At 70.0% G+C, this 12,876-nt stretch carries 11 protein-coding genes; 5 read left to right on the top strand and 6 right to left on the bottom strand.

Features of this window, described 5'->3' with window-relative positions:
• Positions 1–80 precede the first annotated feature (80 nt).
• From ACQEVC_RS40695 to ACQEVC_RS40705, 3 genes are all read right to left on the bottom strand, one after another.
• A complete protein-coding gene (locus tag ACQEVC_RS40695; RefSeq protein WP_432885919.1) occupies positions 81–866 on the bottom strand; it encodes an ABC transporter permease in 786 nt (261 codons plus the stop codon).
• Positions 866–1,720 carry an ABC transporter ATP-binding protein gene (locus ACQEVC_RS40700; protein WP_432889064.1) on the bottom strand — a complete coding sequence of 285 codons (855 nt, stop codon included), beginning with the start codon at positions 1,718–1,720 and terminating at the stop codon, positions 866–868. Before ACQEVC_RS40700 ends, ACQEVC_RS40695 begins: the two co-directional genes overlap by 1 nt.
• 87 nt (positions 1,721–1,807) lie before the next feature.
• Entirely contained in the window at positions 1,808–2,890 is a 1,083-nt protein-coding gene (locus ACQEVC_RS40705) for an ABC transporter substrate-binding protein (protein ID WP_432889066.1), read from the bottom strand.
• Between the two features lie 699 nt (positions 2,891–3,589).
• On the opposite strand from ACQEVC_RS40705, the gene ACQEVC_RS40710 reads away from it, so the two are divergent.
• The 4 genes from ACQEVC_RS40710 (at position 3,590) to ACQEVC_RS40725 (ending at position 7,009) form a co-directional block, all read left to right on the top strand.
• On the top strand, positions 3,590–4,435 hold the full coding sequence (locus tag ACQEVC_RS40710; protein ID WP_432889068.1) for an SDR family NAD(P)-dependent oxidoreductase: 846 nt from the start codon (positions 3,590–3,592) through the stop codon (positions 4,433–4,435).
• A gap of 237 nt (positions 4,436–4,672) precedes the next feature.
• Positions 4,673–5,491, top strand: coding sequence for a CoA transferase subunit A (locus tag ACQEVC_RS40715; RefSeq protein ID WP_432889070.1), 819 nt, complete (start codon positions 4,673–4,675; stop codon positions 5,489–5,491).
• Positions 5,492–5,660: 169 nt separating this feature from the next.
• A complete protein-coding gene (locus ACQEVC_RS40720) occupies positions 5,661–6,443 on the top strand; it encodes a CoA-transferase subunit beta (RefSeq protein WP_432889072.1) in 783 nt (260 codons plus the stop codon).
• A gap of 101 nt (positions 6,444–6,544) precedes the next feature.
• A complete protein-coding gene (locus tag ACQEVC_RS40725; protein WP_432889074.1) occupies positions 6,545–7,009 on the top strand; it encodes a PPOX class F420-dependent oxidoreductase in 465 nt (154 codons plus the stop codon).
• A gap of 79 nt (positions 7,010–7,088) precedes the next feature.
• Here the strand turns inward: ACQEVC_RS40725 and ACQEVC_RS40730 are convergent, their stop codons facing one another.
• The 3 genes from ACQEVC_RS40730 to ACQEVC_RS40740 all read right to left on the bottom strand — a co-directional run bounded on the left by ACQEVC_RS40730 (position 7,089) and on the right by ACQEVC_RS40740 (position 11,404).
• Positions 7,089–7,466 (bottom strand): VOC family protein, encoded by a 378-nt coding sequence (locus ACQEVC_RS40730; RefSeq protein ID WP_432889076.1) that lies wholly within the window; start codon positions 7,464–7,466, stop codon positions 7,089–7,091.
• 156 nt (positions 7,467–7,622) lie between these two features.
• Positions 7,623–9,512, bottom strand: a complete 1,890-nt coding sequence (locus ACQEVC_RS40735; protein ID WP_432889078.1) for a sulfatase — start codon at positions 9,510–9,512, stop codon at positions 7,623–7,625.
• 299 nt (positions 9,513–9,811) lie between these two features.
• The gene (locus tag ACQEVC_RS40740; protein WP_432889080.1) at positions 9,812–11,404 is read right to left on the bottom strand and encodes a glycosyltransferase 87 family protein; all 1,593 of its coding nucleotides are present in this window, start codon (positions 11,402–11,404) and stop codon (positions 9,812–9,814) included.
• A gap of 170 nt (positions 11,405–11,574) precedes the next feature.
• On the opposite strand from ACQEVC_RS40740, the gene ACQEVC_RS40745 reads away from it, so the two are divergent.
• Positions 11,575–12,816, top strand: coding sequence for a sialidase family protein (locus ACQEVC_RS40745; protein WP_432889082.1), 1,242 nt, complete (start codon positions 11,575–11,577; stop codon positions 12,814–12,816).
• Positions 12,817–12,876: the final 60 nt, after the last annotated feature.

A 12,876-nucleotide genomic window follows, 5' to 3' on the forward strand; every position in this document is an offset into this window, starting at 1 on the left:
GGACCGGGGAATCGGGTCGGCGCCGCGGTCTGCACCGCTCGACGGCTTTCCGTGAGTGGGGTTTGTCGGGTGGGCTGGTTCTACTGCTTGGCGACGGAGTCGTGCCAGGGAATGACGAGTCGTTTCGCGGTGGTGACCGCGAGATACAACACCGAACCCAGAACAGCGAGGATCACGATCACCGCGAACAACGTCGGCGCGTCCAACGAGTTCAGACTCGACACCACCAGATAACCCAGACCCTCACTACCACCCAGGAACTCACCCACGATCGCACCGATCACCGCGAACACGATCCCCACCTCCGCCCCCGCGAAAATGTACGGCAACGTCGACGGCAACTCCAGATCCCGAAACGTCGCCCACCGCGACGCCCCCAACCCCCGCATCACATCCCGATGACCCCGATCCACCGACCGGACCCCCAACAACACATTCAACATGATCGGAAAAAACGCCAGGATCACCGCCATCACAATCTTCGACGTCATCCCGAACCCGAACCAGATCACGAAAATCGGCACCAACGCCACCTTCGGCACCACCTGAAACGCCACCATCGCCGGCTGCACCGCCCGCTCCAACCACACCATCCGACCCAACACCGCACCCAACGCCGTACCGACCAACAACGCGATCACAAACCCGAGCAACACCTCCACCAACGTCACCCGCACATGCGCCCACGTCGCCGGATCGTCCAACATCCCCACCAACGACCGCCCCACCTGCAACGGCGCCGGCAGGATGAACTCCGACACCCCCACCACCGACACCGCGAACTGCCACACCCCAAGAAACAACAGCAGCAGAATCGGAGAACTGATCCACGGCAGCAACCGGCCGACACCCTCACGCTCACCCATCAGGACTCCTCGTCCAGTTCCAACCGCAGCCCCCGCACAACCCGCTGGAACCCCACCGACGCCTCGGTATCCACCGACCTCGGCCGCTCCAGAGGCACCGACGTCACCGACCGGATCCGACCCGGACGCGGCGTCAACAACACCACCCGATCCGCCAAAAACACCGCCTCCGAAATCGAATGCGTCACGAACACCACCGTCGCCCCCGTCGCCGCATGAATCGACTGCAACTCAAGATTCATCTTGTCCCGAGTCAACGCATCCAACGCCCCGAACGGCTCATCCATCAACAGAATCGACGGCCGCGAACTCAACGCCCGCGCAATCGCCGCCCGCTGCCGCATACCCCCCGACAACTCCCGCGGATACGCCCCCTCGAACCCCCGCAACCCCACCAACTCGCAAAGCTCCTCCGCCCGCGCCACCCGACCCTTCCGATCCACCCCCCGCAACTTCAACGGCAACCCGATATTCTCCGCAATCGTGAACCACGGAAACAGATTCGCCTCCTGGAACACCAACCCGACCTGCCTGAGCGCCTCGTCGTTACGCGACGCACCCCGCCAGATCGACTGCCCATTCGCCGTCACCGACCCCGACGACGGCGGCAACAACCCCGACAGGATCCGCAACAACGTCGTCTTCCCACACCCCGACCGACCCACCAACGACACGAACTCACCCCGCCGGATCGACAGGTTCACATCCCGCAACGCCTCGACCCGACCCCGCCGCGCCTGATAAACCTTGTTCACCCCGACAAGCTCAAGCTCCACCGACCCCAACTCCGGCCGCGAGGAGCCCGCCGTCACGGCGTCGTCAGTACCGTCCTGCACCGTTGTCTTCTGTGTCATCTCCATCGATCCCTGGATGTTTCGCCGGCCACCGGCAGGTGGCGAGATGGGTCGGAGTGCCACCCTCGGGTAGCGGTCCGCTGGGGGTCAGGCGGCGGTGGGAGCGAACTTGTCGGTCAGCCACGCCGACGGGTCCTTCCCGCCCGCGACGAGCTGGGACTTCACCATCTCGTCGTAGGTGGCCTGCCAACTCTGGGCGTTCGTCCGGACGATCTTGTCCGGTCCGTCCACCGTCCACGACTTCACGAAGAGCTTCAGCGCCTCCACCGCGACCGCCTGGTCCTTGAAGGACGGGACGTCGTACTTGGTCCCGATGAGCCGCATCGTCTCCGTGAAGCCGTTCTTCTCGTCGTCGACCATGAACGCGATCGCGTCGGCGATCGCCTGGAGGAAGCGCCGGATCTGGTCCTGCTTGCCGGGGTCCTCGCTCTGCCGCTTCGACGTCGCGTAGAGCTGTACGCCCGCCGAGACCGCAGAACTCGGCGCGAACGACACGGCGTCCGGCTGCTGGGCGAGTACCGACAGCGAGGTGTCCAGCGAGACGATGTAACCGTCGATCCGGCCCGACTTCACCAACTCGAACACACCCGGCGCCAGCCCCACCACCTGCCGCTTCACCGAATCCCTCGGAATCCCCGCCGAAGCCAGCACCAGATCCAGGGTCTTCTCGCTCGTCCCACCCGTCGACGGCAGACCCATCGTCACACCCCGGAAATCCTCCGGCTTCTCCAACGGCTTCCGCCGACTCGACATGAACCGCAGCAGACCCTGCTTCTCCACCCCACCCAGATTCACCAGCGGAGCGTTCTTGTCCGAGATCGCGGTGATCGTCTCGATGTCACCGATCTTGGTGATCAGGGCCGAGCCGGCCAGTACGGTCTGGATCGCCGGCGGCGAACCCTGGGTCACCTGGAGCTTGACGTTCAGTCCGTGCTTGGCGAAGTGACCGCCGGTGTCGGCGAGCAGTTCCGGAGACATCGAGATGCTGGCCACCGGGATGATGCTGAGGAAGGTGACGTCCGCCGTTCCGTCGCCGCCGGCACCCGCGGAGTCGTCCCCACAGGCGGAGAGCACCGTCGCCCCGACCCCCAGGGCCACCGCGCCGAGGAATCCGCGTCGGGTCCGGAGCGCGAGGGAGGTACCGCGCGTCTCGTGAACCGAACTGGTCATGCCGTCTCCTATTGAGTAGCTCCGATATAACGCAAAGCACTCCGGCCAGCTACGGCCGGGGCGCGTACGCTCGGCACCGAGGTGACCGACCGTCACCAAACCCAGTTGTGCGGCATCCGAACGACTGTGCTCGTATCGGACGTGTTACGGACGTTATCTGCGTCACGACATGCCGTCAACGGTTCATCTGGTCGTCCCACTGGCTGACCGAACGTTCGAGCGGGCCGGATTCCGGTCACGCTCCGCTTACCCACCGTTCATCATGATCGCCTGTATCGATGGCTCACCGTCAAAGATCCGGTTGCCGGACGAGCGGGGTCTGTTCCGATCCGGACCGGCGGGGGTACGGTGCGCCCCGCATCCCGATCCGCCGTCGAGCCCGGGGCGGACCGGTGACCACACGGGTGGCCGGAGCGGTTCCGGGCGCCCGCCCGCCGGAGCAACCGGGCAGAGAACCGGGTCGCCACACCCCACCATCCGCCGACCGCTCCGACCGACCCTCCAGGGCCGGCCGGAGCCGACCCGGCTCACGCCGGCACCCCGGCAGGGCAACGACCGTCAGCAGGGCAACGAGTTCCAGCAGGGCATCAGGTTTCAAGCAGGCCATCAGGTTTCAAGCAGGGCATCAGGTTTCAAGCAGGCCATCAGGTTTCAAGCAGGGCATCAGGTTTCAGCAGGGCAGCGAGTGAGGAGCCAGCCGTGACAGCAGACGACCACGCGACCGGACCGGGCAGCCGGGAGGCGTACCTCGGGCGGGTCTTCGACATCCGGGACCGGCACGTCCTGGTCACCGGGGCGGCCAGCGGCCTCGGCCAGGCCATCGCCGAGGCGATGGTCGACGCCGGAGCGGCGGTCACCCTGGTCGACCGGGATGCCGCGACGCTGCGCCGACTCGCCGGCGCGCTCGCCGCCCGGAACTCCACCGTGGAGCACCTGGTCTGTGACGTGGCGGACGCGGCGGCCGTGCAGGCGACGGTCGAGGCCGCAACCACCCGGTTCGGTACCCTCGACGTCGCGTTCGTGAACGCCGGCATCGCCGGGGCACCACGTACCGACGACGAGTCCCGGCGACTGGAACGGGTCCAGCTCGACGACTGGGACCGGGTGCTCGGGGTGAACCTGACCGGCGCGCTGCACACGATGCGGGCCGCCGCCGCGATGATGCGCCCCCGGCGGTCCGGGCGCATCATCGTCACCGCCTCCACCGCCGGGCTACGGGCGGACCCGATGGTCGGCTACCCGTACGTCGCCTCGAAGGCCGCGATCGTCAACGTCGTCCGGCAGGCCGCCCTCGACCTGGCTCCGGACCAGATCCGGGTGAACGCCATCGCACCGGGACCGTTCCGCACCAACATCGGCGGCAAGCGCCCCCGGTCCGCCGAGGCGGAGGCGGTGTGGGCCAGCACGATCCCGCTGGGCCGGATGGCCGATCCGGAGGAGATCAAGGGACTGGCTCTGCTGCTCGCCTCCCCCGCGTCGAGCTTCATGACCGGCGCGGTCTTCCCGGTCGACGGTGGCGCACTCGCGCTGTCCCACGCGCACTGACCGCGCGGGTCCGCGTACCGGCCGGACCGCCTCGGCGGGCGCGGACCCGCCGGACGCCCACCCGGCACGGCCACGACGGCGGCGGAAAATCCCGTGGCCGTGCCGGCGGCGTTGACGGGGCCGGATGCGTCACGCTACGTTCGTTCTCAGAACAGGCGTACGCCAAACGAACGACTGCGCCCGTCTGCCGTCACCGCTCGGCAGGGCGACGACGCGCGATCAGGAGACTGGGGACGGATGGCTGAGATCGTCTCGTTGGCCGAAGGTGTGGCTGAGCTGGTCAACGACGGTGACACGGTGGCGCTGGAGGGATTCACCCACCTGATTCCGTTCGCCGCCGGCCACGAGATCGTCCGGCAGCGGCGGCGCGACCTGGAGCTGGTCCGGATGACCCCGGACGTCATCTACGACCAGCTCATCGGGATGGGCTGCGCCCGTCGACTGGTCTTCTCCTGGGGCGGCAACCCGGGCGTCGGCTCGCTGCACCGGTTCCGGGACGCGGTGGAGCGCGGCTGGCCGGCACCGCTGGAGATCGAGGAGCACAGCCACGCCGGGATGGCGAACCGGTACGTGGCCGGGGCGTCCGGGCTGCCGTTCGCGGTGCTGCGTGGCTACACCGGCACCGACCTGCCCCGGCACACCACCACCATCAAGCCCATCACCTGCCCGTTCACCGGCGAGGTGCTCACCGCCGTACCGGCGTTGAATCCCGACGTCACGATCGTGCACGCCCAGCGCGCCGACCGGGCCGGCAACGTGCAGATGTGGGGCATCACCGGCGTGCAGAAGGAGGCGGTGCTGGCCGCCGAGCGGTCCCTGGTCACCGTCGAGGAGATCGTCGACTCCCTGGAGCCGATGCCCACCCAGGTGGTCCTGCCGACCTGGGCGGTCAGCGCGGTCGCGCTCGCGCCCGGTGGCTCGCACCCGTCCTACGCCCAGGGCTACTCGGTCCGGGACAACAACTTCTACCAGGCGTGGGACGCGATCAGCCGCGACCGGGACACCTTCACCACCTGGATGCGGCAGCACGTCCTCGACGCCCGGAGGAACGCATGAACGAGCGCGGCGACGCCGGCCGGACGAACGAGCGCGGACATCGCGGCGGGACGAGCGAGCGCGACCCGGCCGGCGGGACGAACGAGCCCGACGAAACAGGCGGAACGAACGAGCCCGGACATGGTGGCGGGATGAGCGAGCGGATCGAGCGGCCCGGGAGGTGGCGGCGATGAGCGCGGAGTGGACCGCCGACGAGATGATGACCGTCGCCGCCGCCCGGCAACTGCGGGACGGCACCGCGTGCTTCGTCGGAATCGGCCTGCCGAGTACCGCCGCCAACCTCGCCCGGGTGACCCACGCCCCCCGGCTCGTACTCATCTACGAGTCCGGATGCCTCGGCGCCAAGCCCGACCGGCTGCCGCTCTCGATCGGCGACGGCATCCTGGCCGACACCGCCGACGCGGTGGTCAGCGTGCCGGAGGTCTTCAACTACTGGCTCCAGCCGGGCAACATCGACGTCGGATTCCTCGGCGGCGCCCAGCTCGACCGGTACGGCAACATCAACACCACCGCCATCGGCGGCGACTACAACGATCCGGTGGTACGGCTGCCCGGGGCCGGTGGGGCACCCGAGATCGCCGCCTCCTGCCGCGAGGTCATCGTCATCATGCGGCAGAGCCCGCGTACCTTCGTCGAGCGGGTCGACTTCGTCACCTCGTTCGGTTACGGCGCCGGCTCCGGTGACCGGGAGCGACTCGGGTTGCGCGGAGCCGGACCGCAGATGGTGATCACGGACCTCGGCATCCTCCGGCCCGACCCGTCCAGCCGGGAACTGGTGCTGACCCAACTCCATCCGGGCGCTACGGTCGAGCAGGCCCGTGCGGCGACCGGCTGGCGGCTGCGGGTCGCCGACGACCTGCGTACCGGCGAGCCGCCGACCGACTCGGAGCTCTCCGTGCTACGCGCACTCAAGTCCGCCACCACCGCCGACCGCTCCGCGTCCAGCACCTGAACTCTCCGTCAGTCCCGGAGCAGCGGTCGCCGTTCCCGCAGTGGGCCCGGACGCACCTCCTCCCGGCCGGCCGTTCCGGCGCAGCCTGATAGAAACGATCAATGACTCGCAGCATCGCGACCAACACCCGCGTCGACCGTGCCGAACTGCTCGACTTCCTCCGACCCCGGCACCGCGCCATCCTGATGACGACCCGCCCGGACGGGCGACCCCAGTCCTCGCCGGTGACCTGCGGGGTGGACGCCGAGGGCCGGATCGTCGTCTCGACCTATCCGGAACGGGCGAAGGCGACCAACGCCCGCCGGGATCCCCGGGTCTCCGCCTGCGTCCTCTCCGACGACTGGAACGGGCCGTGGGTCCAGGTCGACGGCACCGCCGAGGTGCTCGACCTGCCGGAGTCGCTGGAGCCGCTGGTCGAGTACTTCCGGTGCATCTCCGGCGAGCACCCGGACTGGGACGAGTACCGCGAGGCCATGCGCCGGCAGGACAAGTCGCTGATCCGGGTCACCATCGACAGTTGGGGGCCGGTCGCCACCGGCGGCTTCCCCGCCCGCCTCGCCGACTGATCCGACGGGCCCCGGACCGGCCGGGGAGCATCACCGCAGGCCACCACCTCGACGATCTTCCCCGGTCCCGCGGGGTGGATCAGCCGAGGTAGAGGCAGAACGGGTGGCCGGCGGGATCGAGGTGCACGAGGACATCCCGCTGCGGCTGGAAGTCCGCGCGGGTGGCGCCACACGCCACGGCGTGCGCGGCGCCGCTCTCCAGGTCGTCGACCCGGATCTCCAGGTGCATCATCATCTGCTGGTCACCGGGACCGGCCGGCCAGCTCGGCCGGGCGTACGGCGACTCGGTCTGGAAGGCCAGCCCGACTCCCCCGGCCGGGTCGCGCAGCACCACCCAGTCCGGCTCCTCCTCGGTGATCTCCCAGCCGAGGAGGCGCTGGTAGAAACGGGCGAGCGCCACCGGGTCCGGTGCGCTCAAGTTGACGGTGGTCAACGTCAGACCGGTGCCGTCGAGCATGATGCGGAACCTCCGAACGCTGGTCAGAGCCTTGGCCGGACATCGATCCGGGCCCGGCCAGCACCGTGGCGCGGGCCCGGAAATCCTATCGGCGGGCCCCGACATTCCGGGTGGGTTCACCGGGCCGACCCACCACGAAGCGGGGTCGGCTCGGAGCTACGACCCGAAGGCGGTGAGGAACCGGTCTCGGAAGTCGCTCATCCGCCAGACCGGAGTGTCCGGGCCGGGCTTCAGCCCCTCCTGCCAGTTCCAGCCGGAGATCCGGTCCAGCACGGCCGGATCCTTGGCGACGATGGTGATCGGTACGTCGTGACTGGCGTTCTCCCCGGTCACCAGCGGGGCCGGCTGGTGGTCGCCGAGGTAGACGAAGACCAGGTCGTCGTCGCCGTACCGCTCCAGGTAGGAGACGACGGTGTTCAGCGAGTACTCGACAGCGCGGCGGTACTGGGTGCGCACCTTGTCGGTGTCCCGCCACCCGTCGTCCGACGACTCGTCCACCTCGGCCATCGGCCCGAAGATCGATCCGTCGCCGAGCTGGTCCCAGCCGATGAGTTCCGGGATCGGTGTCCACGGCGCGTGGCTGGACACCAGTGGGATCGTCGCCATCACCGGCGGGTGGTCCGGCTTGGCGTGTTCGCGCTGTTCGAAGACGGACAGCGTGTACTGGTCCGGCATCTGCGCCCAGCTGAACTGCGGGCCACGGTAGCCGAGTTCCTTCGAGGCGTGCACCTCGTCGTAGCCGAAGAACGTCCCCTCCGGCCATTTCTGGGTGATGCCCGGCATCACGCCGACCGTCCGCCAGTCGGCCCGCTGGAAGGCCCGGTTCAGGGTCATCCGACCGCTGGCGACGAGGTGGGTGTAGCGCTGCTGGTTGTTGATCCAGAGACCGGAGAGCAGCGTGCCGTGCGCCAGCCAGCTCCCGCCGCCGTAGGTCGGCGAGGTGAGCCAGCCGCTGCGCGCCGCGTACCCGGCGGTGCGCAGTCGGGTGTAGCCGGTGTCGAGGGTGGCGCCGATCTCCGGGGCGAACGCCGGGTCCTCGACCGCCGAACGACCGTAGCTCTCGACGAAGGCGAGGACCACGTCCTTGCCCCGCAACGCGGTGAGCAACTGGTCACCGGGGGTGTCGCCGAACGCGTCGACCCGGGCCTCGGCCGCGAACACCTCCTGGTCGCGCAGGGCCGCCCGCACCTGGAGCGCCCGGTCGTAGGTCAGGGTGCTGACCGGCACGTCCGGGACGATCTGCACGCCCAGCACGGCGCCGACCACACAGGTGGCCCCGAGGGCCGACACGATGTGCGTCGAGGCCCGGCGGTGCCGGACCACCAGGCGGGTCAGCCGGAGCACCGAGAGCGTCATCAGGACGAGCAGGCCGACCGCGAGCAGTCCGGCGGCGACCACCGCGACGACGGCGCCGGTCCGGCCGTACGACTCCTCGACGTAGTCCGTGCCGGCCTCGAACGAGATCCAGTCGAAGACCGGGTTGAACGGCCGGGCCAGTACCGCGAAGAAGCCCATGTCGATGACCTTGACGATGGCCAGCAGTCCGAGGGCGATCCCGACCGGTACCGCCACCACCCGGCGTACCCAGGTCGGCAGGAGCAGCACCAGCGCGACCACCAGCAGGGCTTCGAGCGGCAGCCGCAGAAACGCGGCCGGGGTGAGGAGGGTGAGCTGGTTCGGCGCGAGCAGGGCGAAGACGACCAGCAGTAGGGCCAGGACGCTGGTCAGGCCGGCCGCCACGGTCCGCAGCCAGCCACGCTTTCGAGCGGGAGCAGCGTCGTCGGGAGCAGCGTCGTCGGGAGCAGCGTCGTCGGTCGCGGTGGCGTCAGGCGCGGCGTCGTCGGTCGCGGTGGCGTCAGGCGCGGCGTCGTCGGTCGCAGTGGCGTCAGGCGCGGTGGCGTCAGGCGCGGTGGCGTCGGTCGCAGTGGCGTCAGGCGCGGCGGCGTCAGGCGGGCCGCCGACGGCGTCCGACCTGCGGTCGGTGTCGGGCGTACCGCGCTCGTCCGGTTCGGGTGACGGGTGGCCGTCGGCGGCCGGGACCTCCACCGGCTCCGGCGGTGCATCGGTCGGGGTTCGACGACGGCGCGTGAAAGCCGACAATCCAGAGGCCCTTTCCTGTGAAGCGTGGTGACGCCCGCTCGCCACTGGGAGTGACCGACCCGCACGGTCGCGCGAGGTCGGCGGCGCCGGCACGGCCTGGCCGGCCGGCACCGGTCGAGGCGGTGACCGGCCTGGTCTGCGTGCCGCCGTCGTGAGCCGGGCGCCACGTTAACATCCCGAGTTGACCGGGCCCCGGCCGCCGGCTGCCGAGTCGGTGAACGGTCCCACCCGCCGCGACCGCGCCGTCACCCGGCGGCGAGTTCCTCGCTGTACACGGCGATCGGGCTGCCGTCCGCACGGTAGGCGGTCAACCGGCCGTGCGAGAGGTTGGCCGAGCGGAACGAGAACAACCGCTGCCCCGGATAGACCTCCAGCAGCGGGATCGTCCGGGCGGCGCCCCCGGGCGCGGACTGGTATTCCAGCCGGGCCACGGTGGCGTCGACGACCCCGTTGACGCGTACCTTGGTCTTCTCGGCGGTGACTCCGAAAGTGATCGGCGCACCCGCGCCGAACGCGGCGCACTCGGCCGCGCTGCGGCACACGAAGAAGTAGCGCGGGTTGTGCACGTCGGACATCGAGTACGCCTTGAACGTCGGGTCCGCCCCCGCCGGCAGCGGCTGTACGGCGAAGAAGGCGACCCCGGCCAGGGCGGCGGTGCCCACCCGCAGCCAGCCCCGGGCCGTGGAGGTACGCCGACCGGCGGCGACCGCCGCGACCGCCGCCCCGCCGAAGCCGGCCAGGCACAGCGTGATGGTGGCGATGGAGCGCGAGTTCTCGAAGAGGAACTGGAGTCCCGGGGTCATCGAGACCGAGCTGAGCAGCGCGCCCAGGGACAGCACCATCACGCCCAGTACCGCGACACCGGCCACCCGGCGGGCCACCCCGTACGCCCCGACCAGGAACATCGCGGCCAGTACCGGCCAGATCTGGTGATGGGTCCAGGAGACCGGCGAGGCTGCCACGGTGGCGCAGCCGACCAGCACGGCCGCCTGCGCGGACCGGCCGGACAGTTCGAGCTGGCGTGCCCGCAGCAGCGCCGTGCCGCAGACGACCAGCACCAGGCCGGCCCAGAGCAGCGGAAAGGTCTCGCCTTCCGCGCCCACCCGCAGCAGCATGCCGTGCAGGGACTGGTTGCCGAGCGAGGCGAGGTTGCCGACCCGCGAGGTGTTGTGGAAGGTGCCGGTCCAGAAGGTCCAACTGTCCGCCGGCAGTACGACCGCGCCGACCAGGCCGCAGGCCAGGAAGGCGCCGGCCGCCCGACCGGCGTCGCGCCAGCGGCGGGAGACCAGGAAGTAGACCACGAACAGCAGCGGGGTCAGCTTGACCGCCGCGGCGATCCCGACCAGGACGCCCCGGTACCGGGCCGGGGTCAGCCCCGTCCCGTCGACCAGGGCGAGCAACACGATGAAGACGCTGACCTGGCCGAAGCGCAGGTTGCTCTGGGCCGGCGCGGAGAGCATCAGCGCGCAGGCGATGGCCGCGACCACCAGCGGTCGCCGGTGCCGCTGCGAGGTGACGGCGCCACCCACCGCGACGGCGATGGCGGCGATCGCCGCGCAGGTCAGCACCAGCCAGCAGAGCTGGAGGACGCCCTCGGGCAGCAGATTGATCGGCGAGAGGACCAGGGCGGCGAAGGGCGGGTACGTGAACGGCCCGCCGTTCTCGGCGACGAATTCGTAGAGCGGCTGGCCGGCGTGCAGGTGCCGGACGGCGCCGTGGTAGATGTGCAGATCCGAGAGGCGTTCCCAGTCGGGCCGGCCGAGCACGAGTGCCGACGAGACCACCGCGATGATGCCGAAGACTCCCCAGAGCGCGGTCGTCCCCCTGCGACTGCCCATCCGGCGAGTCTAGACAGCCGGGCCCCGGCGGAAGATCGACCGATGCCGTACGGAGACCTTGCGGTGACCGAGACGGTATGGCAGTTTCCTTCTCAACCCAAGCGATAGATGTAGGTATTTGACTGCACGGTCGTGCTGGTCTGACGCCGACCGGCGGCGAGGAGGTACCGATGTCCTGGCGAGCGAGGACGGCCGGAATGCTGGTCGGTGGGCTGCTGGTCGGCCTGTCGGTGGCGCCGGCCGGCGGACCCGCGGCGGCCGCACCGGCCGCGCACAGCGAGCGGCTGCTCTTCGACGGCGGCGGCGAGTCCCTCAACGGCATCACCTACCACTCCTTCCGGATCCCGTCGCTGGTGCGGACGAAGGCGAACACCCTGATCGCGTTCGCCGAGGGCCGGGCGTCGAACAACCGGGACTGGGGCAACATCAACCTGGTCTACAAACGTTCGACGGACAACGGCGCCACCTGGTCGGCGCTGGACGAGGTGGTCGGGGCCGGGCAGGGCACCTGGGGCAACCCGACCGCCGTCGTCGACTCCAGCAACGGCAGGATCTGGCTCTTCATGTCCTGGAACCCGGCGGGCTACAGCCAGAACGGCGACGACGGCACCACCCGGATCACCGCCTGGGAACACCGCAAGGTGTACGTCAGCAGCAGCGCCGACGACGGCCGGAACTGGACCGATCCGGTGGACCTGACCGCCACGCTCAAGCCGAGGACGCTGGCCGGCGGCGGCACCTGGGCCTGGGACGCGATGGGTCCGGGCGTCGGCGTGCAGACCTCCACCGGCCGGCTGGTGATTCCCGCGTTGCACCGCAACATCTACAGCGACGACCACGGGGCCACCTGGCGGGTGCAGCGCATCACCACCAGTACCGGCACCGCCCAGGAGGGCACCAGCGAGGGCACCGTACTGGAGCTGACCGACGGCCGGCTGATGCGCAACGACCGGGCCGTCGGCGCGGTCTGGGAGGGCGCGAAGCGCCGCTGGGTGGCGCGCGGGACGATCGAGGGCGGCTTCGGCACCTTCGCGCCGGACCAGACGTTGCTCGATCCGCGCGCCCAGGGCTCCATCCTGCGGTACAACCTCGACTCGCCGACCCGGATCGTCTTCCTCAATTCGGCGAGCACCGAGACCCGCACCAGGATGACCGTGCGGATCAGCTACGACGAGGCCCGGACCTGGCCGGTCTACCGCCGGCTCGCCGACGCGCCGCTGCCGTCCTGGCCGGGACTGGGCGGCGGCAGCGTCGCCGAGGGTGGCTACTCGAGCATGGCCAAGACCGCCGACTACTTCGTCGGGGCACTGGTCGAGGTGAACGAGAACACCGCCGCCAGCGACACCTCGCGGCGGTCGATCGTGTTCCGCAAGTTCAACCTGCCGTGGATGCTCAACGGCACACCCGAGTGACGGCAGGAGGGCGGCGGCGGGGAGGACGGGGTACCTAGACTGGCCGGCGGAGAGGATGAT

It is taken from the genome of Plantactinospora sp. CA-294935 (assembly GCF_050936445.1).
Classification (GTDB): Bacteria; Actinomycetota; Actinomycetes; order Mycobacteriales; family Micromonosporaceae; genus Plantactinospora.

What these genes read in the sequence shown, in the direction of transcription:
- ACQEVC_RS40695 (WP_432885919.1), bottom strand. Translation starts at nt 866, where the DNA reads ATGGGTGAGCGTGAGGGTGTCGGCCGGTTGCTGCCGTGGATCAGTTCT.
- ACQEVC_RS40700 (WP_432889064.1), bottom strand. Translation starts at nt 1,720, where the DNA reads ATGACACAGAAGACAACGGTGCAGGACGGTACTGACGACGCCGTGACG.
- ACQEVC_RS40705 (WP_432889066.1), bottom strand. Translation starts at nt 2,890, where the DNA reads ATGACCAGTTCGGTTCACGAGACGCGCGGTACCTCCCTCGCGCTCCGG.
- ACQEVC_RS40715 (WP_432889070.1), top strand. Translation starts at nt 4,673, where the DNA reads ATGGCTGAGATCGTCTCGTTGGCCGAAGGTGTGGCTGAGCTGGTCAAC.
- ACQEVC_RS40720 (WP_432889072.1), top strand. Translation starts at nt 5,661, where the DNA reads ATGAGCGCGGAGTGGACCGCCGACGAGATGATGACCGTCGCCGCCGCC.
- ACQEVC_RS40725 (WP_432889074.1), top strand. Translation starts at nt 6,545, where the DNA reads ATGACTCGCAGCATCGCGACCAACACCCGCGTCGACCGTGCCGAACTG.
- ACQEVC_RS40730 (WP_432889076.1), bottom strand. Translation starts at nt 7,466, where the DNA reads ATGCTCGACGGCACCGGTCTGACGTTGACCACCGTCAACTTGAGCGCA.
- ACQEVC_RS40740 (WP_432889080.1), bottom strand. Translation starts at nt 11,404, where the DNA reads ATGGGCAGTCGCAGGGGGACGACCGCGCTCTGGGGAGTCTTCGGCATC.
- ACQEVC_RS40745 (WP_432889082.1), top strand. Translation starts at nt 11,575, where the DNA reads ATGTCCTGGCGAGCGAGGACGGCCGGAATGCTGGTCGGTGGGCTGCTG.